The 22,205-nt window shown below is 44.2% G+C and carries 20 protein-coding genes; 5 read left to right on the forward strand and 15 right to left on the reverse strand.

Annotation, left to right across the window (positions count from 1 at the left end):
* Positions 1 to 3 precede the first annotated feature (3 nt).
* From QRD89_RS14955 to QRD89_RS14985, 7 genes are all read right to left on the reverse strand, one after another.
* Entirely contained in the window at positions 4 to 1,374 is a 1,371-nt protein-coding gene (locus QRD89_RS14955) for a sugar transferase (RefSeq protein WP_286095594.1), read from the reverse strand.
* A 159-nt stretch (positions 1,375 to 1,533) separates the two neighbouring features.
* Complete coding sequence (locus QRD89_RS14960) at positions 1,534 to 2,601, reverse strand: glycosyltransferase family 4 protein (RefSeq protein ID WP_286095595.1); 1,068 nt, start codon at positions 2,599 to 2,601, stop codon at positions 1,534 to 1,536.
* A gap of 14 nt (positions 2,602 to 2,615) precedes the next feature.
* Positions 2,616 to 3,863: an O-antigen ligase family protein gene (locus QRD89_RS14965; RefSeq protein WP_286095596.1), complete on the reverse strand. Its 1,248-nt coding sequence runs from the start codon at positions 3,861 to 3,863 to the stop codon at positions 2,616 to 2,618.
* Positions 3,844 to 5,316, reverse strand: coding sequence for a lipopolysaccharide biosynthesis protein (locus QRD89_RS14970; protein ID WP_286095597.1), 1,473 nt, complete (start codon positions 5,314 to 5,316; stop codon positions 3,844 to 3,846). The genes QRD89_RS14965 and QRD89_RS14970 overlap by 20 nt, the downstream gene beginning before the upstream one ends.
* Positions 5,317 to 5,326: 10 nt before the next feature.
* Positions 5,327 to 5,974: a CpsD/CapB family tyrosine-protein kinase gene (locus QRD89_RS14975; protein WP_062514374.1), complete on the reverse strand. Its 648-nt coding sequence runs from the start codon at positions 5,972 to 5,974 to the stop codon at positions 5,327 to 5,329.
* On the reverse strand, positions 5,967 to 6,707 hold the full coding sequence (locus tag QRD89_RS14980) for a YveK family protein (RefSeq protein WP_286095599.1): 741 nt from the start codon (positions 6,705 to 6,707) through the stop codon (positions 5,967 to 5,969). The genes QRD89_RS14975 and QRD89_RS14980 overlap by 8 nt, the downstream gene beginning before the upstream one ends.
* Positions 6,708 to 6,729: 22 nt before the next feature.
* Positions 6,730 to 7,656, reverse strand: coding sequence for an NAD-dependent epimerase/dehydratase family protein (locus QRD89_RS14985; protein WP_286095600.1), 927 nt, complete (start codon positions 7,654 to 7,656; stop codon positions 6,730 to 6,732).
* A gap of 407 nt (positions 7,657 to 8,063) precedes the next feature.
* Between QRD89_RS14985 and QRD89_RS14990 the strand changes: the two genes are divergently transcribed.
* The gene (locus tag QRD89_RS14990; protein WP_286095601.1) at positions 8,064 to 9,800 is read left to right on the forward strand and encodes an ABC transporter ATP-binding protein; all 1,737 of its coding nucleotides are present in this window, start codon (positions 8,064 to 8,066) and stop codon (positions 9,798 to 9,800) included.
* A 38-nt stretch (positions 9,801 to 9,838) separates the two neighbouring features.
* Here the strand turns inward: QRD89_RS14990 and QRD89_RS14995 are convergent, their stop codons facing one another.
* The 4 genes from QRD89_RS14995 to QRD89_RS15010 all read right to left on the reverse strand — a co-directional run bounded on the left by QRD89_RS14995 (position 9,839) and on the right by QRD89_RS15010 (position 14,664).
* Positions 9,839 to 11,362, reverse strand: coding sequence for a tripartite tricarboxylate transporter permease (locus tag QRD89_RS14995; RefSeq protein WP_008633113.1), 1,524 nt, complete (start codon positions 11,360 to 11,362; stop codon positions 9,839 to 9,841).
* A 14-nt stretch (positions 11,363 to 11,376) separates the two neighbouring features.
* Positions 11,377 to 11,835 (reverse strand): tripartite tricarboxylate transporter TctB family protein, encoded by a 459-nt coding sequence (locus tag QRD89_RS15000; protein ID WP_008633108.1) that lies wholly within the window; start codon positions 11,833 to 11,835, stop codon positions 11,377 to 11,379.
* A 57-nt stretch (positions 11,836 to 11,892) separates the two neighbouring features.
* Entirely contained in the window at positions 11,893 to 12,891 is a 999-nt protein-coding gene (locus tag QRD89_RS15005) for a tripartite tricarboxylate transporter substrate binding protein (protein ID WP_008633106.1), read from the reverse strand.
* Positions 12,892 to 13,092: 201 nt separating this feature from the next.
* A complete protein-coding gene (locus QRD89_RS15010; RefSeq protein WP_286095602.1) occupies positions 13,093 to 14,664 on the reverse strand; it encodes a metal ABC transporter solute-binding protein, Zn/Mn family in 1,572 nt (523 codons plus the stop codon).
* Positions 14,665 to 14,871: 207 nt separating this feature from the next.
* On the opposite strand from QRD89_RS15010, the gene QRD89_RS15015 reads away from it, so the two are divergent.
* From QRD89_RS15015 to QRD89_RS15030, 4 genes are all read left to right on the forward strand, one after another.
* A complete protein-coding gene (locus QRD89_RS15015; protein WP_082794468.1) occupies positions 14,872 to 15,549 on the forward strand; it encodes a response regulator transcription factor in 678 nt (225 codons plus the stop codon).
* On the forward strand, positions 15,546 to 16,919 hold the full coding sequence (locus tag QRD89_RS15020; RefSeq protein ID WP_286095603.1) for a sensor histidine kinase: 1,374 nt from the start codon (positions 15,546 to 15,548) through the stop codon (positions 16,917 to 16,919). Before QRD89_RS15015 ends, QRD89_RS15020 begins: the two co-directional genes overlap by 4 nt.
* Before the next feature lie 71 nt (positions 16,920 to 16,990).
* Positions 16,991 to 17,998 carry an ABC transporter permease gene (locus QRD89_RS15025; RefSeq protein WP_286095604.1) on the forward strand — a complete coding sequence of 336 codons (1,008 nt, stop codon included), beginning with the start codon at positions 16,991 to 16,993 and terminating at the stop codon, positions 17,996 to 17,998.
* 1 nt (position 17,999) lies between these two features.
* Positions 18,000 to 18,680: an ABC transporter ATP-binding protein gene (locus QRD89_RS15030; protein ID WP_286095605.1), complete on the forward strand. Its 681-nt coding sequence runs from the start codon at positions 18,000 to 18,002 to the stop codon at positions 18,678 to 18,680.
* Positions 18,681 to 18,808: 128 nt separating this feature from the next.
* Here the strand turns inward: QRD89_RS15030 and QRD89_RS15035 are convergent, their stop codons facing one another.
* The 4 genes from QRD89_RS15035 to dhaL all read right to left on the reverse strand — a co-directional run bounded on the left by QRD89_RS15035 (position 18,809) and on the right by dhaL (position 22,189).
* A complete protein-coding gene (locus QRD89_RS15035; protein WP_026578143.1) occupies positions 18,809 to 19,486 on the reverse strand; it encodes a response regulator in 678 nt (225 codons plus the stop codon).
* Positions 19,467 to 21,071: an ATP-binding protein gene (locus tag QRD89_RS15040; RefSeq protein ID WP_051348923.1), complete on the reverse strand. Its 1,605-nt coding sequence runs from the start codon at positions 21,069 to 21,071 to the stop codon at positions 19,467 to 19,469. The genes QRD89_RS15035 and QRD89_RS15040 overlap by 20 nt, the downstream gene beginning before the upstream one ends.
* Before the next feature lie 126 nt (positions 21,072 to 21,197).
* Positions 21,198 to 21,575: a dihydroxyacetone kinase phosphoryl donor subunit DhaM gene (dhaM, locus tag QRD89_RS15045; RefSeq protein ID WP_008633086.1), complete on the reverse strand. Its 378-nt coding sequence runs from the start codon at positions 21,573 to 21,575 to the stop codon at positions 21,198 to 21,200.
* Between the two features lie 2 nt (positions 21,576 to 21,577).
* On the reverse strand, positions 21,578 to 22,189 hold the full coding sequence (gene dhaL, locus QRD89_RS15050) for a dihydroxyacetone kinase subunit DhaL (RefSeq protein WP_062514386.1): 612 nt from the start codon (positions 22,187 to 22,189) through the stop codon (positions 21,578 to 21,580).
* Positions 22,190 to 22,205: the final 16 nt, after the last annotated feature.

Consider the following 22,205-nt stretch of genomic DNA (forward strand, 5'->3'; position numbering starts at 1 on the left):
CCTTCAATGTACCGCACGATTCCTCTTAATACGTTTTGGATCACTATTATCATGCTGATTTACAGTTTCATTGCGTAACCCTTCCGCTTGTTCCTTATGAAGAAGTACTTGGACAGTTAGCAACATAATTTTTAAATCTATCCATAAATTGCAATTATTAATATACATAAGATCGAACCTCAGCTTTTCCACCGGAGAGGTGGTGTAATTGCCCATCACTTGCGCTAATCCCGTAATACCAGGTTTTACAATATGTCTGTATTTATAATCCGGATATTGGCTACTAAATTGTTTTATGAAAAATTCCCTTTCCGGCCTTGGCCCAACTAAACTCATGGTTCCGAATAAAACGTTGTAAAGCTGAGGCAGTTCATCCAGCCTGACAGCGCGCATCCAGGACCCTAATGTTGTAATGCGAGGATCCTTTTTGCTGGCCAGTATTGGACCTGTTAACTTCTCTGCATCAGTGATCATGCTTCTGAATTTATAGATGAAGAAAGTCCGTCCATTTTTTCCCATCCTCTCTTGTTTGTATAGTGCAGGACCTGGAGATGTAAGAGGAATTAGGATAAATAATAATAGTTGTATAGGCAGTGAGAATAAAATGATGGAGCTTGAGAGAATGAGATCCATAGAACGTTTTAAAAATTCATTTCCTTTATGATTTGTCGCTTCTGGTTTGATAGAGAAAACCATCCGATCCTCCAATTGTTCTACAACGGATCTTTTAATCAATAACTCATAGAGCTCAGGAACTACTAGGACTTCCCGCTTCTTCTCCATTCCCCATTTCATCAGAACACTTTTTTCACTTTGTATTATATCCGGACCGACTAGAAGTACGTCTGCCTCTTGAGCCTCTGTGTTGTTTCTCCATCCCTCTACAGAAGTCGACCTACCAATTACACGATACCAGTCATTAAATAAAGAAGCAGGAACACTAAAATGTGATGATCCAATTACCCAAACCTTTTCTTTTCCTAGCTTCCGGTAACTTTTCCATAGTACAAACCGTACCATCATTAGTAATCCTGATTGAGATAGCAAGATAAGTAGGTATAAATTAAGTGGAATGGAACGAATAGATAGAAACAATTCCAAGAAACCAGCTATTGAAGCACTTGTTATCATCGCAAGCACAAGAGAGGTGATGACGTACCCGAACGGCTTCCTCAGCCAATTACCATAAAGGCCGAACAATTGAATAGTAAGAATGGAAAGTAATAGGGAAAGTACGAAGAGAATTTCCGTTTCTTCCAATCCAGCGTAACCCCAAAGTTTGGATATCTTCTCCGTTGCAAAATAGCTGATTGCTATAACAGCTGAATCAACTAAACACCATACCATTCGGACTAAGCGTGACTGCCCCTTCATAATCCTCCACTCCTTTTTTATAACAAAATAAAATTCTTTATAAAGAACAAAAGGGTAGGTATCGCCTCTTATTATTCTCTTACAAGTCACTTCTTCTTACTAAACGACTAAAAGGAAGGCTGTAAAACTAATTTCAAGTTATTTATTCTTATGATTGAATTATTGGTTAGACTGTTCAAGTGGTGTTTTGTATTCATTCAAAGTTTCCACGATCATTCGATCCAGAGAAAAATGATGCATTACCCTTTTTCTGGCTGTTATTGCCATGGTTTCGTAAGAAAATGTATCGGAAGCTAAATAGCGGATCTTCTCACAATATTCCTCCACAGTATGATCCTTTATAAGGTATCCGGAACTTTTATCAATCACCGCTTCTTTTATACCTCCACGATCAATAGATATAATCGGCGTTCCTACTGCCATGGATTCCAGAATCACCATAGGAAAGACTTCCCGCTTAGAAGTGAGCAGCAATACATCCATGTCCCTGATAAATTGTTCGGGTTTTTCTACTTTCCCCAGCATTTTCACACTCTCGGAAATTCCCAGCTGAGCAATCATTTTTTTCAGTTTTTGCTCTTCCGGACCTTCACCGCCAAGGAAGAAGTGGAATCGATCATCTTTTCTCATTTCATTTGCAATTTTTATAAAAAGCGAATGATTTTTCTCTTCCGATAACCTTGCCAGAATACCTACCCGAAATTTCTTCTTTTCCTTTCTGGGTTGAAACGCAAACTGTTCCAAGTCTACGCCATTATAGACTACCTTAACTATTTCACGATGGACTCCACATCTAGTCAATTTGTCTTTTTCATACTCACTTACAGCTATGACGCATGATACATACTTATTTATCAACCACGCGAACAAGGAGCGACTTTGCACTTCCATAGAAGTAATATTATGTTTGGTATAAATAATTTTAAAAACTTTTCCCGTCATGTGCTTAAGCATTATTGCGTAGATCACCATTCTCAGACTGTTTGCATGGAGAACATGAATGGGCTTCTGTTTAATAAAGTCGGCTAGTTTTCTTAAATTGTACATATGCTTTCCTAATTGTAGTTGAATGTAATTCTCTTTATGGTACAGCTTTTCAGTCAGTTCTCCAGGGCTAGAGGCAAAGTAAAACTGTGTACCGGGAAGCTGCAGGCGATTTTCCAATTTACAAAAGTACATTTCCGCTCCGCCAAATATTAATTTATCCGTGAGAAGAAGAACCCTCATTACATTCACCTCGATTATGCTTCATTTATTTTAGTCCGTACGTCAGAAGAGCTATTCCGGCTGACATGATCTTGGTTTAGAAAAGTTGAAAGGATAGCAAGAAACAGGAAGAAGATGTCATTAATAATGACAGAGAGAAAAGCCATTTGAAGAACCATCCCTACAAATGTGAGAAAAAGATACGGCTGTTTTTTATAGACTCTGTTAAGAACCATTTGAAACAAGCATAGGCTAAGGAAGAGAAAATAGAAAAGAATGCCAATGAGTCCCGCGTCTGATAATACATCCAAAAAAGTATTATGGACAGAGAGGTCCGTTCCATACTCAAACCAATTGTAGTCTGCAAAATTAAATGCACCAATCCCAGTCCATGGATTCTCCTGAAAGTATCCCCACGCCCTCCCCCATAATTCCAGACGACCGCTACCTCCATCTGCCGAAAAATCTTTCATTCTTGAATCCAAGATAGACAGCAGATCAAAATGCAGAAAGTAAATAGCGACGAAAGACGCCAAAGTGAACGATATAACTAATCCTAAAATCTTTTTCCATTGTTTCATTGGATCTTGAAACAAAAGGTAAAAAAGGGTCAGGACAACCATAATTACAATTCCCCCTCTAGAAAAAGTCAGGACATTAGTAGTTAAACACAACATCAATCCTAGCTTATTCCAGAAACCTTTTGTGTTACAAAGATAGTAAGCAAAGAACATTGTATTATAGAAGACAAAGAAGTTTGGGTCCTGCAACACTCCAATTAATCTCGGATAGTTACGATCAATCATAAGACCTAATTCTATAACTCTTTCTCCACCTGTATCAAAATAAAATCCTACTCTCTTCAATCCAACGACATACAAAACAAGACTAATAGAATTAAACAGTACTCCAGCATAACCAATAGCCATACCTATCAGACTTGTATGCACGCCTTCTAACAGGGATTTAATAATGAAATAACAGAAGAGATAAAGCATAATTCCTATTACAATTCTAAGACTTGATATAGAATACAATGCAAAGGCACCCGATAGTGCATAGACAGAATAAAAAACAAGCATCGCTACCTCAAACAGCTGCAGTTGCACTAATCGGATAGATTGGAAATAGACAAGCAACAAAATGAAGCAAAACAACATATAAGGTTTCAGAGCGAAGCCAATATAAATATTATAGTTAGCCATAGTCACTAAGAAGAACATGAGAAGGATCTGTGTTTTCCTTTGATTTGTGCCTACTGAATCAAGACCGTTTATTCTCAATCCCTCCCACCTGTCTTCTCTTTCTCGTTTGATACTTCAAGATGAACCGCTTCGAAATAGACATGATTTTCCCACTTAAATCTTTATCAAAAAAGACTAAAAGTACAATCGTCACTCCGTGGAAACTAAGTGCAAGGACTTGGCTGGCTGGATCAAAAAAATCAACAACCAGAAACCCTGTTGAAATGAATATTCCATAAGGTAAAATAACCCTTTTCAACAGTGACATACGCTGAGCAGTGCATATCCAAAAACCTATCAATGCTGTCACTTCTACACAAACACCAGCTACTGCAGCACCAAACACACCTGATGACCGACTAAAAAGTATATATATAATAATTCCTGTAACAATGGATATAACCTGAATAACAGCACGCTGTGTCTGTTTTTCCATAGAAGATAATCCATCCGCCAAAGCTATATTCACAGCTTGTAACACCAGCATCAAGGAAAGGATTTTTAACGGTAAGGAAGCATCCTTCCATGATTCCCCAAAAAGGACTGATATTATAAAATCGGACAAGTAAAAAAAGGGGAGCGTCATGACTATTCCTAATATAGTCATGATTTTCGTTTGGATAATTCGATGATCCAAGTTCCGCTTCTTCTCTCCATTTTGGAAAGTTCTGAACAGTACAGGATAATAAGAACCAGCTACCACAAACGGGACTTGCTGTAATGCTTGTGGAATTCGGTAAGCTACAGCAAACAAACCTACTTCTTTTAGAGACAGCGTACTTTTTAAAACCAAGGGGCCGAGGTGGGGCAGTAATACAAACAGGAAACCACCAATAGTGAATGCCCACAAGTTCCGAAACATCCCCTTATGGAGTGGTGTTTTCAGACTAATGGCAACATAGCGGTTCACGAGCACAAGTGCAAACATGCCCGCGAATAGGTAGGAAGCTCCGTAGAGAAAGCACATCCATATAGGATCAAATCGTAACACCATTCCAGTAAGCATACACAGGACTAAGCAACAGGAAGAAAACAATCTTATCAGTCCGCTGTATTGCATTTTTTCACACAACTGAAAGTAAGTAGTCCCTATACTTTGTAGGGCTACACCAGTCACAAGCGGGATAATTAACAAGTAACCGGTTTGAATTATTTCTGGCCCATCAAAATAAAGGATGTGTAAAGTAATGAAACCGAGAAAGAATGTGAAGATTAAGAGCAGAAATCGTAGCTTCACATAGGAAGAGAGGAGAACTTCCTGAGTTACCACTTGTTTCGCACCCTCACGCAAAACAATATTACTTAATCCCGCATCAGTAAAATATCCCATGACCATAGCAAATGCTAGTATGAAACTAAAGAGCCCATATTGAGAAGACTGAAGATAAGAAGCGAGTATAATTAAAGCACAAGCATTTAATATACTGGATAAAGCAGTACTGTAAAAAAGGTGCAGGATATTTATGCTTATAGAATTCCGTTTCTGCTTCAAATTCTCATCCCTATCCGGTCTGTAATATTACTCCCAGGACCTCTTTACCGAAGGAGTGAATGGAATTATTAACCCATAATAGATCTTTCTCTTTGGTTTTATTTTCTCTTGCTACCAAAACGACCCCATCACTGACAGAAGCTAACACTTGCGCATCCGCAAAGCTGATATAAGGCGCCCCATTAATAAGGACTACATCAAAGCTTTTCGAAACACTCTCTATCCATTTCTCTACTTCATCCTTGATCCATAACTCATCTGCCCTGGACTCATTACTTCCTGAAGGCAAAAGTGACAGGTTGGATTGATGCGTCCTTTGTATAATTCCAACAGCTGATTCTTTATTTAATAAAGTGTCGGTCCATCCATAACTATTTGATATATTAAACCACTCGTGGCAGCTTGGATTACGTATATCACCCTCGATTACAAGTACTTCCTTCCCTTGGTTAGCAATAGAGATAGCAAGTTTGGATGTAATCAGTGATTGATTTGATTTATTATCCGGGGAAGTAATCAGCCATTTCCCACCTTTCAAATCCTTTGATGTCTCCATTTGAATCTGTACCATTCGAATTTGTTCCGTACTAGACATCCGACTATTTAAAAGTACTTGTTGTTTTCGTTTCGCTTGTTGCTTTGTCAGCTTTCTAGACACGCATTTCCCCCCTTTTTTTATTTTCCGTCCTTACATAATCAGTGGTTTCTATCGGAGGCTCCAATACTAATTTCTTTTTTGGAACTTTCTTTTTTAAATGGACGGTACCGTAAACCTTTATTCCTAATTTTTTCTCAATCTGTTCTGAAGATTTAACACTGTCATCAAAGTGCTCTCTCATAACAGCTGTACCTATTCCAACAAGAATACCAACGACTAACCCTAAGCCTATGTTGACAAGCATATGGTCCACCCTTTGAGCTGAAGGGTTACCAACAGAGTCACTTAAAACCGAAATGTCCTTTACATCAAAAAGATCTGCCATTTTCTTTTCCGTTGTGACCGCAATGAATTTAGCTATCTTCTTTGCTTCCTCCGGGCTGTCATCTCGAACAACAACACTTACAATTTGGGAATCCATTGTATTCTGAACGACTACTTGATCACTCAGTTCTTCATAGGTGGAATTAAATTCCTCGCTGGCAGCATTCAGCACACTCGGGCTCTTAATAAAATCGATGGTCGAGGCCAGAAGCATACTTAGCTCTCTTGTTTCTCTATACTCACTATTCTCTTTGTTCAACTGACCAACAACGATATTTTCCATGGATTGATACGTCGGTTTAACAAAAAAATAAGATCCGGAAATAACAAGAATAAGTATAGAAAGGCTAACGAATATGATGGTCAAAATCCTTTTTTTCAATATACTTAAAAACGTCTTGATTTCCATGTTGCTCCCCCTTTGCTGTTCGTCACAACACTTGCATCATGTCTTTTTGGTAGTCATTCATTGTCTCTTTCAAACCTTGGGAGAAATTGTAGCTCGGTGCCCATTTTAATACTTGAGAAGCTTTCGAATTAGAGAGGATACTGTCCCGGATATCTCCCGGTCTTTCGGGATGGAGCGAATATGGTAATCTTTCCCCTGAAATTAAGGAGAGTTGCTCTATAATGTTCATTACAGAGGTACTGGAATAATGACTGATATTAATAATCTCACGATTTCCCATCATGCATGCAGCCGCATTTGCCGCTGCTACGTCTTTCACGAAGATAAAATCTCTTGTCTGTTTTCCATCACCGAATACCTTAATGTCCTCGCCCTTGATAGCTTTCTCAATAAAAAGGGCGACTACCCCCGCTTCTCCTTTGGTATCCTGCCTTATTCCATACACGTTGGAATAACGAAGAATAGTATAATTTAATCCGAATGCATCTGAAAACATTTGAATATACTTCTCAGCATTCTGCTTGGAAAGCCCATAGAAAGATATGGGGGACACTGGATGATTCTCATCAATGGATAAGTATTCAGGGGTTCCATAAACGGCCGCTGAAGAAGCAAAGATAAATTTCTGCACGTTGTATTTAACACACATTTCCATAACATTGATAGTTCCTCTTATATTCTCCTCCGCATCATATCCAGGATGAGTCATGGAGTAGGAAACCGATACTTGAGCTGCTTGATGAATAACTATATGAGGTTTTTCTTTTGCAAAAACTTCATCTATATCTCCACGGACATCAGCGAAATAGAAAGGAGCTTCGTTAGGAATGTTTTCTTTTTTACCTGTCACTAGATTATCTACGACCACAACCTCATAATTTTGTCTGATCAGTTCCTCCGCAATATGTGACCCGATAAAACCTGCTCCTCCCGTTACCAGTACCTTCATGTCCTCCACCCTCTCCGTTCTTCACAAAGAACAACAAAGCATAAAAACAGTTCAATATATCGTTCTTTATAAAGAATACTTTAGGTGATTATAATGCATTTTTTATAATTTATAAATCGCCAAAAACCGCTAATAAGTAAAAAAACCACGTAAAAACCTCCCGAAATTACTAGTTATCTTCTGTTTTCTCACTTTCGTTCTTTTTAATGAACAAAATGTTTCTAGTTCTTTGTGAAGAAACTATAGGAACGCATGATGTTAAAAAGCTTTTTTATTCAGAAATAGTTTGCTGAGTTTCAGATAAAGTTACTTTAAAGAAGTATTTGCTAATAAATATGATGTCAAGGAGGCTTTGTTCTATTAATTTTTATATAATATATTTATTCAGTAATTAGGAGGGGACCTACATGAGTGATATAGAACAACCAAAATGGAAACAACTCCTCAGCTTGGTCAAAGCGACAGACCCACCGAAGATCCTATTCAGCACTGCCCTCTTCCTAAGTCTGCTCACAACTTTGGCAAGCCTTGCCATCCCGCTTTTTGCAAGCAGATTGATCGACGATTTCGATTGGAAGGACTTGAATACCCCCATCCTTATTGGAATCGGAGCAGCCTTCCTGATTCAGGCGGTCGCCGGCGGTGTTTCTGTGTACATGCTCGCCCGTGTCGGCCAGCATATCATCGCATCCTTGCGGGAAAGGCTGTGGAAGAAGCTTCTGGTCCTTCCTGTATCGCATTACGATACACACGAAACAGGAGATTCCGTCAGCCGGATGACGAACGACACCGGAGTGATCCGCGATTTGATCACCGATCATTTCACCGGATTCGTGACAGGGATCATCTCGGTGACAGGAGCAATCGTCATCCTGTTCTACCTGGACTGGCCGCTCACGCTCGTCATGTTTTCGATCATTCCGCTTTCCCTTTTGTTCCTTATTCCCACCGGTAAGAAAATGGCGGAAATATCCCGCGGTCTCCAATCCGAGACGGCCAGCTTCTCCGCCAACCTGACTCGTGTCATCTCTGAAATCCGCTTAGTAAAAGCATCGAATGCAGAAGACATGGAATGGGATAAAGGTAAATCAGGCATACATAAGCTGTACCGACTGGGATTGAAGGAAGGCGTCATCCAGGCATTAATGTCTCCTCTCGTCTCTTCGCTGATCATCGTCGTCCTTGTTCTGATCATCGGTTTCGGAGGCATCCGTGTCTCTTCCGGCGCCATGACTGCCGGGGAACTTGCCGCTTTCTTTATCTATCTGTTTCAGATCATTATGCCGATCACCCAGATCGTTTTCTTTGCGACCCAATTCCAGAAAACGATCGGAGCCACGGAGAAAGTGATGGACATCCTTACGCTGGAAGAAGAGAAATTGGAGGAAGGACACGATGTATACACAAGGGATGACAGTCTCATCATCGACGGCATCCATTTTGGGTATGATCCTGATGAAAGGATTCTGCATGATGTAACATTTACAGCTGTGAAAGGAGAGGTTACGGCAGTGGTGGGGCCAAGCGGGAGCGGGAAGACGACCTTATTCTCTTTAATCGAACAATTTTACAAACCAAGTTCAGGAGTCATCCGCTATGGGAATGAACCGATCGATGCGTTCACATTAAAGTCCTGGCGACGGAAACTCGGCTATGTATCTCAGGAGAGCCCGATTTATGCAGGAACGATCCGTGAAAACTTGACCTATGGTCTGGAGGGAGAAGTTCCCTTTGAAAAAGTGAAAGCAGCTGCTGAAATGGCTTATGCGCATACGTTCATCGAAGCATTCACCAATGGATATGACACAGAGGTCGGGGAGCGCGGCATCAAACTATCCGGGGGACAGCGCCAGCGGATTGCCATTGCCCGAGCCCTGCTCCGGGATCCGGAAATCCTCATGCTGGATGAGGCGACATCCAGTCTCGACAGTCAATCCGAAATCGTCGTCCAACAGGCCTTAAAGAATTTGATGAACGGCAGAACCACGCTCGTCATCGCCCACCGGCTTTCAACGATCGTGGATGCCGATCAAATCATCTTTTTAGAGAAAGGACACGTCACAGGAATCGGCACTCATGAGGAACTTTTTGAGAAACATGCGCTCTATCATGACTTCGCCCGTCAACAACTGCGCGTTGAATAAGATGACACAAAAAAAGCAGGCAGATGCCTGCTTTTCTTTTATGCTGATGCAGAGTTGCTTTCTGATTCCTCTTCTTCTTTCTTCGTCTGCTTTTTACTGCGAATGAAAGGAATAACGAATGAAAGAATACTTACAATGTAAAGGCTGATGGATACAGGGTCAGAGACGAGGATCATCATATCCCCACCAGAAGCCGTCAACGCCTGACGAAGCGACTGCTCCATCATACCACCAAGGATGAAAGCGAGAATGAACGGTGCTGCCGGGAACTGAAACAGACGCATCAAGTAACCGATGACACCGAAGATCAGGAGTAAATACAAATCGAACGTACTGAAGCTGATGGCATATACACCGATCAAACTGAAGATGGCGACAAGCGAAATCAGCAGCGGACGAGCGATTTTCAGAATCTTGGCGATGTACGGAATCAGCGGCAGATTCAAAATAAGCAGGAAAATGTTACCGATATACATACTTGCAATGATTCCCCAGAATACTTCCGGCCTGTCCGTCATAAGAAGCGGTCCAGGCTGGATGCCGAGCACAAGGAAGGCGCCGAGCATGACGGCGGTCGTACCGGATCCCGGAATACCAAGGCTTAAAAGTGGAACGAACGCGCCGCTTGTTGCCGCGTTATTTGCCGTTTCAGGAGCAGACAATCCTTTAACAGAACCTTTTCCGAATTCCTCCGGACGCTTCGTGATTTTCTTCTCGGTAATGTAACCGATGAAGGAAGCGATCGTGGCACCGGCCCCGGGAAGTACGCCTAACAGGAAGCCGAGGAAGGACTGCCTTGTCATCGGCCCACGCATTTCTTTAAAATCGGATTTAGACAGTTTCAAACTGCCGATATCCCCTTGGCTTTGCAGCGATTTATCTTTTCTTCGAATAACAAGAAAACAGATTTCAGCTAAAGCGAAGAGTCCAAGAGCGATGACAAGAAAATCGATTCCTTCCAATAAGTTCGGCGTATCAAATGTGAAGCGAGCTGTTCCTGTCTGGCCGTCAATACCAACAGTGGCGACCATAAAACCGACTGTCGCCGCAATCAACGCCTTAATTGTAGACCCATCAGACAGACTTGCAATAGCTGTCAAACCGAGAAACATCAAAGCAAAATACTGAGCCGGTCCGAATGAGACCGCCACTTGAGCCAAAGCCGGGGCGAACAACATCAACAAGACTACGGAAACCGTTCCACCTACGAAGGAGGAAATAGCTGCGATTGCCAATGCCTTTCCAGCTTCCCCGCGCTGAGCCATTGGATAGCCGTCGAACGCTGTGGCAACGGTCCCGGAAACACCAGGAGCATTTAATAGAATCGATGATGTCGAACCTCCGAAGATGGCACCGTAATAGACGCCGGCCATCATGACAAGTGCGATTGACGGGTCCATTCCATAAGTGATCGGAATCATGATCGCGATAGCACTGATTGGTCCAAGACCGGGCATCATACCGATCAATGTACCCGCCATGACTCCGATGAATACGAATAATATACCTTGCAGACTAAATGCGACTTGAATCCCTTGCATTAACCCTTCCATTGCACCCATAGCTACTCACACCTTTAAAATGGTAATAAACCTTGCGGCAGTCGAATTTGCAGCAGGTAGTTGAACGATAAATACATCACCAGCGGGAACAGGACAGCAACCAGCACATTCGTCTTATACTTCCTGTAGCCTAAGAACAAAGAACAGAAGAAAATAAACAGTGTGGAAGTGATGACGAATCCGAGGATTTCCAACAGAAAGATGTAAACGAAGATCATACCGCCGACTGCCAGTAGAAAGAGAATCTCTTTCTTCGGAACCTCCCTCTGTTTTTTTGCTTCTTCGGTTTCCGACGAGCGGTCAAAAAATAAGAAAATAGCAAGAACGATCAATAAATATCCGAGAACTTTTGGAACGAGATCCGAATCGACTGGTACGTAAGGATATTCCTTCAAGTTGTAGCTCAAATACAAGTAACCGGACGCAAACAAGATGAGAAAAATACTTAATTTTTGATTCAACGTTTTCAACATATGCATCACCTTCACCTTAATGGTAAATAGAAAGGGTCGAAGCGACCCTTTCCTGTCTTACTCTCCTAGTCCAAGCTCATCCATCAATCCGGAGAGCTCTTCTTTTTGTTCTTTCAAGTATTTACTGTATTCTTCGGAATCCATGTACAGTTCGTTCCAGCCGTAGCTGTCACGCATTTCCGCAAAAGCGTCGGAATCACTGACTTCTTTCAACTTCTCCTCGTAATATTTCACCTGCCCGTCGGTCATATCTCCAGGTCCGAAGAAGCCTCTCCAGTTAACGAACGTCGCATCGATGCCCTGCTCCTTGGCTGTTTGGAAATCAGACAGCACTTCCCCTTCCAAACGCTCTTCTGCAGTAATACCAAGTACTCTCACCTTACCCGCTCTCACCTGCTCCACCGTTTCCGCAATCCCTGTGGAATAGACATCAGCGCTGCCGTTGAGAATCTGCGTCATTCCACCACTGTCTTGTGCAGATACGTAGCGGATCTTCTTGATGTCGACGCCGGCTTCCTTCGCAATGGCAACGAACTGCATATGGTCCATAGAACCAGGGGAAGAAGTTCCGACTACCGTCACGCTCTCCGGATCTTTCTTCATATCTTCAAACAACTCATTCAAATCCTGCCATTTCGCATCATCAGCGACGGCAAAAGCACCATAGTCCGCAATCATATTAGCAAGTGGTGTAAAGTCTTCATGAGACAATTGTGACTGTCCATTCAATGGAACGAAAATAAGTGGTGGAGAGGAGACAAAAATGTTGTGCGGATCGTTCGTACTGTCGATGTAGGACCAGCCTACCGCACCGCCGCCCCCTTCTTTGTTGACGACACCTACGCTCTTCTCAATAATCCCTTCTTCCTCCAACACTTTACCGACGGTTCTTGCTGTCGTATCCCATCCGCCTCCAGCGCCCGCCGGAGCAACGATTTCAACATTCCGATCCGGCTTCCATTCTCCATCATCTCCATCACCGGACGCTTGCGATCCCCCACACGCTGCCAAAAATAATACAATCAATAAAGCCCCTAGTTTCCACATGTGTTTCATGCAATAACCCCTCTCTATTTGTCGTTCCTTGATGATAGTGTATCGAAAGAATTCAGAAATGTAACCGTTTTCAAAATATTCTATATTAAATGCAATAAAGCTAATTAACCAAATAAAATTCACGATATAGAAAGTAGCAACGAAGCCGGCAAAACAGAAAAAAAGCATATCCAATTCGGATATGCTTTCTTAGGAATTAAATTAGTGAGCCATCATTTCATGAGCTATCTCCTCTCCGTCCATGTCACTCGGGTAATAAGTCGGCCAGTTCGTCACTTCCTCAAGCAGTGCTTCACGATCATCTCCCCAGTAGAGGTGATAATGTCCAGCATCTGTCGGTTCGATACTGTGGTCGCTGAACTGGAAGTAAGCAGGCATTCCTTCTGATCCGTCTTCCTTCTTGAAAATGTAGCGCACGCCGCGATTTCCTCCTTCGTATTCCAGGATCTCATAGCCATCATAACTGTACATGGCAGATTTCTCTTCGCCGTCTTCAAAGAAAGTCACGCTGCCGTCTTCTTCCATGATGATACGATCGACATTTGTTTTATAGCCTGTTTCATAGTACTCTTTGTACTCCGCTTCTGTCTTATCTCCTTCATCTTCCGCTTTATGTGCGAACACCTCATCTAACGTGCCGTCTTGAAGGTAAGGGTAGACAGACTGCCAGTCACCGGCCCAATCGGAAAGGGGGCGGTCTTTTACCTGGCTGTCTTCAAAATATCCATCATAGATCTTCTGTTCCTCTTCACTTAAGGCATGATCATGATCATGTCCATGCTCTTCCTCCACTTCTATATCAACGTCCGACTTTTCAGAAAGCGCTTTGGTTAGAACATCCAAATTCTTCTCCATTAAAGAAAAGTAGTCTTCCCCGTTATCGATATCTTCTTCTGTTAATGTTGCAAGGTTATGGATACGCAATGTTTCCGCATCTATTTCCTCTCGGACGACGTCCGCAACTTTCGGTGTAATGTTCTGTTCGAAAAGCACATAGTTTAAGCCGTACTTCTCCGCAGTTTCAACAATCCCCTGTAAGTCTTTCTGCGAAGGCTCATTCGTCGGACTTAAACCGGAAACTGCGATTTGTTTTATGCCGTATAAATCTTCCCAATACCCATAGGCTGCATGGGAGACAATAATTTTATTCTCCGGAAGGCTGTCAATTTGAGTACGGAACTCCTCATCCAGGCTTTCAAGCTGACCTTTTAACTCTTCGAAATTCTGCTCGAATACCTCTTCCTGTTCCGGACGCAGTTCTACCAGTGTATCTTTAATATTTTCTGCCATTTTTATGGAACGGACAGGATCAAGCCAGACGTGCGGATCCTGATCTCCGTGGCTGTGTCCGTGGTCGTGATCATCTCCATGATCATGGTCATGGGCGTGTTCCGCCAGTTCTACTCCATCCGTCGCTTCTAAAATCGTCACATCTTCATCCTTAATAGAATCAGAGATTTTCTGTGCGTATGTCTCAAGCCCTGCACCGTTGTACAGGAAAGCATCTGCTTCCGCGATTTCTATCATTTCCTTCGTCGTCGGTTCATATGTATGCGCATCTGAACCTGGTGCGAGAATGGACTCAACCGAAGCACCATCCCCTGCAATCTGCTGAGCAAAAAACTGGAGCGGATACACCGTGGTAAATATCTTCAGCGGTTCCTCCGAGGTTTCTTTTTCTCCTTCTCCACTACTCGCCGTATCGTTTCCACATGCAGCAAGAGCAATTAGTACAGTAAGTAAACTGATGATTCCTAGTAATTTCTTAACCAAGTTCTCTCTCCTCCTTTTATTCAAACTTATATTATCGTAATCATTACTATTTGTAAACAGTAATTATTACGATTTTTATCAATTCCATGACAGACTTGTTTTTTAGTTACATAGTAAAATGGGAAGGATGAGGTTATCCGTTCACCTTCTGTTCACTTTACTGTGTAAAGGTAAAGGGAAAGAAGGAGTAAAGAGAGGATGAAATGAATGATTTCCATTTTAATCGTTGATGACGATCCCCATATATTGGATCTTGTAAAACTTACTGTAGAACAGGCAGGGTTCCTTGCACGGACTGCTGAAGACGGCAAAGCAGCGCTTCTTATGCTCGAGAAGGAATCCTTTGATCTCGTCATTGTCGATGTGATGATGCCGGGGCTGGATGGTTTCTCGCTAACAAAAGAAATTCGTAAATTTTATGACCTGCCTGTAATCCTGCTCACAGCTAAAGGAGAGCTCTACGATAAAGAACAGGGCTATGATGCGGGGACAGATGATTATATCGTGAAGCCGTTTGAGCCGAGGGAATTGGTCTTCCGAATACGAGCCGTTCTGCGACGTTATGATAAACCGGCTGATTTGGTCGTCCGTGCCGGAGATATAATCATAGACAGAAAAAATTATGAAGTGGCAATCGGCAGGCAGCATCTTCTACTCCCTCTCAAGGAATTCGAACTGTTAAGCTTATTAGCCAGCCGCCCGAATCGTGTCCTCCAGCGTGATATGCTGATTGAGCAAATATGGGGACTCGATTTTGAAGGCGATGAACGAACGCTCAATGTGCACATCAAACGAATCAGAGAAAGGCTGGCCGGCGCTGAATCATCTGTCAAAATTACCACGGTCCGGGGGATCGGTTACAAGTTGGAGGCGTCTCTTTTATGAAAACCCTGTATTCTAAATTCCTATGGACGACGTTGTTCATTATGATCGGAAGCGCTTTTGCCGGATTTCTCCTTTCCAATCTTTACTATCAGAATGAGCTGAAGCCGGAAAATGACACGAAGAACACGAAGATTGCGCTTCAAATGGCTGCCTATGGAGAAACAGAGAAAAGCCTTGAGGATTTTCTTGAACATACCGCCTCCACCGGCTATCAGCTCTACCTTTTCAGTGAGAAGGAAGGGGAACAATACTTTGGACGCTCCTTTAATGAACATAATTTGCCGGCATCCGCCGTCAGCCGGGTGATCGAGGGAGACATCTATCATGGTATGCGTGATTTTCCGAAGGAGACGTTTGTGACAGGCTTCTTCGCTAATGAACTGCGGAACACCGTCGGGGTGCCTCTATCATATGAGGGAACACGATACGCCTTGTTCATGCGGCCGGACATCGAACTGCTGTTCAATGAACTTCACATCCTGCTCGCGTGGATGGTTGCTGCCATCGTATTATTAAGTCTTGCGGCTATGCTGATTTGGTCAGGGTTGATCATTCACCCCATCCGGAAATTGACGGCTGCTGTCAACAAGGTCGGCGAAGAAGGGTTCGGTGTTTACTTGAAGGTGACAAGGAAAGACGAAATCGGCCAGCTGGCCCGCCGTTTCAATGACATGATCACCCGGCTGGGCAAGCTGGATGAAATGAGAAAAAGTTTCGTTTCAAACGTATCCCACGACATCCGGACGCCGCTCTCCAATATTCAGGGATACAGCCGTCTGCTGGAGAATGACAATCTTCCGCATGCAGAGCGGCAGAAATATTTGGCCGTCATCCAGGAAGAAGCAGAACGGATGTCTGCCTTATCCAGTCAATTGCTGACTCTCTCTTCACTTTCTCCGGAAGAAGAAAACATAAAGAAGAGCCCGGTCGACGTAAGCGGCCAATTAAAGCAATTGATACGAAGGTATCACTGGAGAATAGATGAAGCGGGGATGTCGATCAGCTACAATCTGGACGAAATGATCTGCCTTGGGAACGAAGCTCTACTTTATACAGTCTGGGAAAATTTGCTGACAAACGCAATCAAGTATAACAGCACAGAGGGGACAATATCGATTCAGGGAACCGCCACAGCGGATGAGATAAACGTCTCCATAACGGATTGCGGCATCGGTTTATCAGAAGAGGAGCAGGAGCAGGTATTCGACCGCTTCTACCGGGCGGATCAAGCCAGATCCCGTTCTGTGCCGGGTACTGGACTGGGGCTTTCCATCGTCAAAGAAATCATCGACCTCCATGATGGGAGCGTCCATTTACACAGTGAACCTGGTTCCGGGTCCACTTTCCTTGTCACCCTGCCAAGGCTGTAATCTTTCATTCACCTTCTGTTCACACAGGATGATTAACATGGAAGCAGAAAGAACAGAGAGGAATGAAGTAGATGAATATGGCATGGAAGGAAATGAAGAAAAATAAAGCAAGATTTCTGCTGCTCGGATCCATCGTTTTTCTATTAAGCTTAATGACCTTTATCTTGTCCGGACTTTCCGAAGGGTTGTCGGAAGATAACGTTTCGTTGGTCAAGCAGATGCCTGACAAAACTTTTCACTTAAATGCAGGAGCAGAAGGGTCTTATGCACAGTCGACCATCCCGTCGACAGAAGCGGAAAGCGGGATATTTGCTTTCTCCATTCAGATGGGAACGATGACAGATGAACAGGAAGAAAAGCATACGGTAGCCTTTTTTTCTTCTAATGAACCGGAACAGGTACAACAGGTCGGCGATGGGGAGGTCATCCTAGATTCATCGCTTAAGAAAGAAGGGCTGTCGGAAGGAGAATGGATTCAGACACCTTTGTTGAAAGAACCGCTGCGGATTGCAGGGTTCACAGACCATAAACGGTTTAACCACTCCCCTGTCGCTTTGCTAAACGAGTCCACCTACCAAAGGATGACAGGACTGAAGGAGTGGCAGGTTCTCGTTGCATCAGATGAAAAGAACACTACAGAATTACGCCCCTTCTCAAAACAAGAATTTTTAACTACCATTCCTAGTTACCAAGCCGAACAGACCACATTGACCATGATCGTCTGGTTCCTGGTCGGGATCAGCGGCCTGTTGTTCGCTGTCTTCTTCTACATGATGAATGTACAGAAAGTTGGGATGTATGGAATTCTAAAAGCCTTGGGGCTGCGGACGAGGACACTTTTTCAAATGATGTGGACTCAAATGGGGGTACTCATCGTCTTATCCATTGTGGCTGCAAGTGCCGTCAGTTTGAACCTGATCCACCTTCTCCCTGAAGGTACGCCTTACTCGCTGTCGGTACAAACCGTTCTGCGCTTGTCTCTCGTGTTTTTCATTGTCGGATTTGCAGGTTCGACATTATCTGCCGTTCAAATCAGGCGAATTGATCCACTCACAGCCATTCAACGAGGAGATGCATAAGATGAAACGTTTAGAACTGAAACAGATAAAGAAAACCTTTCAGAGCGGAGAGGTGGAAGAAGAGGTACTGAAGGGAATTAACCTATCCTTAAAAGAAGGGGAATGGACCGCTTTGACAGGTGCATCCGGTTCGGGAAAGAGCACACTTCTTACGATTGCAGCAGGACTTCAACCTGCTACCGCAGGCGAAGTCATCTTTGATGGCAAGGTTTTGGATTCCAACAATAAAAAAGCCATGCGGCAGGCGAGAGCGGAAGCATTCGGATTCATTTTTCAATCTTCCCACCTTGTTCCTTTCTTGACCGTGGAAGAGCAGCTTGCAATGATGCTGGATGTCTCCGGTTGGACAGCGTATAAAAGGGAGAAGAAACAGCGGATCCGGGAGGCCCTGGATAAAGTCGCCATGACACACCGGACAAACGCTTATCCTTCCTCGCTTTCCGGCGGCGAAAAACAGAGGGTGGCCGTGGCACGGGCGATCATCCATGATCCAAAGGTGCTGTTTGCCGATGAACCGACAGCGAGTCTCGATTCGAAACGTTCCATCGAAATTATGGAGCTGATCCAGGATGTGACCCAGTCTTCCCGTACCACAACCTTAATGGTCACCCACGAAGAAGAACTGCTTTCTTTCGTCGATCGGACCGTAAAGATGTCCGACGGCAGAATAACTACATCGTGAAGAAGCCAGTGTCCTGGGGGGAGGGTGCTCAGGGGGATTGTTCATTCACCACAGATGGCAACAAGATAAGAAAGACTTTCTTAACAGTTAATCTGCAGAGAAAATAAATCCGGACGTCAGGTCCGGCTTTATTTATTACTGTAGTATTTCCGCTCCGGCCTGCCTACCCGCCCGTAATTCATCTCCGCCTTCCCTTTCCTGATGCTGATTAAGTATTCCAAGTATCTTCGTGCCGTCGTCTTCGATGCTCCCATTTCATTACTGGCCTGCTCCGCCGTCAATCCGTCCGCGGAGTCCCTTAACAGCCCTTCGACTTTTTTCAGCGTCCGTGGATCGATTCCTTTCGGTACGTGAATCGGTTCTTCCGCTTCTATCAGTGTCGAAGCTTTCAGGAGGCGGTCGATCCCCGCTTGATCGAAAGAGTCGGCATTCTTTAATAACGTACGCCTGCGGCGGTAGTCTTCTATAGTCTGCTGGAAGCGCTCCAGTGTAATCGGCTTGATAATATAATCGACGACCCCGTATTTCAAGGCTTGTTCAACAACTTCTTTCTCTTTGGCGGCCGTGATCATGATAATGTCCACCTCCAAAGCAGTTTCTCTGATTTCATGAAGAATTTCAACACCAAGCCTGTCCGGCATATACACATCGAGCAGTAACAGGTCGGGCCGCTTTTCCTCGAGGAGCACCAGCGTCTCTGACGCATTCAGCGCTTTTCCTACCACTGTAATACCGGGCATGCTCTGCAAAAACTGTGCATGCATGTCAGCCACCCGAAAATCATCTTCACTGACCATCACTTTCATACTCATCCGCCCCTTTCACTTTAGGGAAGAAAATGGAGAACACGGTTCCTCCATCCGGCGCATCACTGATTTCCATCGATCCCTTCTGCTTGTCTATGACCTCTTTAACATTAGACAAACCATACCCGCGCATTTCCCCTTGTTTAGTTGAATATCCCCGGATAAACAAATAGCAGAAAGAATCTTCCGGGATCCCCCCGCCACTGTCCGTCACTTCAAAAACGACTGCTTCCCCCACATCTGTCGCAAAGAACTCCACCCGTTTTTCCTCCTGATTTTGTACGGCTTCGAAAGCATTATCAATGATGTTTCCGAGGACCGTCACAAGATCCGTCCTGCTGATATGACTCGGGACCCGCTGCAGCTCCGATTCTTCCTGTATCACAAACTCCACCTTCAACTCACTCGCTTTACTCATCTTGCCTGCCAGGATCGCCTGTACGGTGTCATCCCCGATGCGGTCGAAAATAATCCGTTGGTTCTTCTCCGCATAGGTGTACTCCTCCTCGATCATCGCGACGGCTTCGTTTTGTTTCCCTAATTGAAGAAGACCGAGCAGCAGGTACATTTTGTTGGCATGCTCATGCGTTTGTGAACGCAGGCCTTCTGAATAACGCTTCACCTCTGATAACGCCTGCACCATTTCCCTTACCTCCGTTTTATCACGAAAACTGGAAACGACACCGATGACTTTGTCATCCTGGATGATCGGGGTTCGGTTGACGATGACAATCTTGTTTTGGAGGCGCATTTCCTCATCTTTCACCATCCGTCCCGTCCTCAAGACATCCAACATCTTCGTATTGGGAAAGACTTCCTTAATCGGTCGTCCTTCCGTCTTATCCTTGATGTTCAAAAGCTCCATGGCGGAATTATTGATCATCGTGACATTCCCCTGTTCATTTATGGAAATGATTCCTTCTTTGACCGAAGAAAGGATTGCCTGCCGTGCTTGATAGAAGGAGGTGATTTGATATGGTTCGAGACCAAGCGTGTCTTTCTTAATACTGCGTGCCAGGAAAAGACTTCCGATGACCCCGATCAATAACGTCAGTAGAGCGATACCGAAGACGTGGCTCATCTTCTTCCAAACAGAAGAACGCACGTCTTCCAACAGAAAACCGACCGACACGAGACCTACAATATCCCCGTCATTGGAGTAAATCGGTGCCTTTCCCCGCATTGAAGGACCGAGCGAACCTTCAGCGGTGGAAACGTAATACTCCCCGTCCATCACCGCACGATCGTTATCGCCACCAACCATCTTCTTCCCGATTTTGTCCGGGTCCGGATGGGCATAGCGGATGCCGGCGGCATTGCCGACTACAACGAATTCCGCTCCCGTTTCTTCCTGCACTCGTAACGCAATGGGTTGAATAGTCCTGGACGGGTCCTCCTGCTGAAACGCCTGTTGGACAGAAGGCATAAAGGAGACGGTACTCGCAACACGAAGAGCGAGCTGCCCCATTTGATCTTCTACATCTTCTTTCTCAATATAAGCAAACGCACCGGTAAGGAGGGCAATGACAAGAAGGAGCAATGAAAGAACCAAGCCCGATATCTTCGTTCTGAGTGATACTCTCATCTTCATTCCCTCCTTTTATGAAACCGTTATCCTATTTCCATCGTATCATATTCCGATTCATTTGAGTTTTCTAATTTGTCAGACGTTGTAAAAAACAGAAAACCGGGGGAAGGATCCCCCGGTTCTTCAGTCCCTGCCGAATTCTTTCTGCAAGGAGGCCAATATATCCTCCAACGACTTGTCGATGCTTGCTTCCACCGCTGCTAAATAAGCACCCTCAAGGATAGGATAGGATACAAGCTGAGCTTTCACCTGTTCGCTCATTTCAATCGCCATTTCCGCATTCATCTTTGCACTTCCTAAATCAAAAAAAACAAGAACGTTTTCTGCTTCGATCGACTGAATCGCTGTTTGAATTCGGTCAAAGCTTGTCCCGATCCCACCGTCTTCACTCCCCCCGGCAGATACGACCGGAACGCTGCCGACAACCTGATCCAACAGTTCTTTTATTCCTTCGGTCACCTTATCGCTGTGGGAAACAAGCACGATTCCGACATTCGACATGATCACTCAGCCCCTTCCACAGATGCCAGCGCTTCAAATAAGTAAAAGGAAGAGACAGCACCAGGATCAAGATGACCGACGGACCGTTCTTTCAAGTAGGAAGCCCGTCCTTTCGTCGCTTGGAGAGATTCTGTAGCTTCCATTGCCGTTTCTGCAGCTTCTTTCCATTTCACAGGCTCCCAAGTGCCTTCCTCTTTTACTGCTTCGGCGACTGGAGACCACACATCGATCATCGTCTTCTCGCCAACCTCTGCTTTTCCTCTCTGCTTCAAACCTTCCAGTGCTTCCTGCACCATTTCACTGAAGACGGACGCATCGACGTCTCTTCCTTTGCATGCCGTCGACATTTTCAAAAATGCGGTACCATAAAGGGGGCCAGATGCTCCGCCCACTTTTGACATCACGGTCATGGCTGCCTTTTTCAACACATCTGAAACGTCGCTGAAGGACCCTTCTTCCAAAGCAGAAGCCACTTCCTTGAACCCTCTAGCCATATTAATACCGTGATCGCCGTCTCCGACCGCGCGGTCCAGGGAGGTGAGATAATCTTTCTGTTCCTGATACTTCTCATTCGTAATCATCATCCATTGGATGGTATTTTCGACGTTCAACATCGTATACTCCTCCTTC

It is taken from the genome of Halobacillus sp. ACCC02827 (assembly GCF_030291935.1).
GTDB lineage: Bacteria > Bacillota > Bacilli > Bacillales > Halobacillaceae > Halobacillus.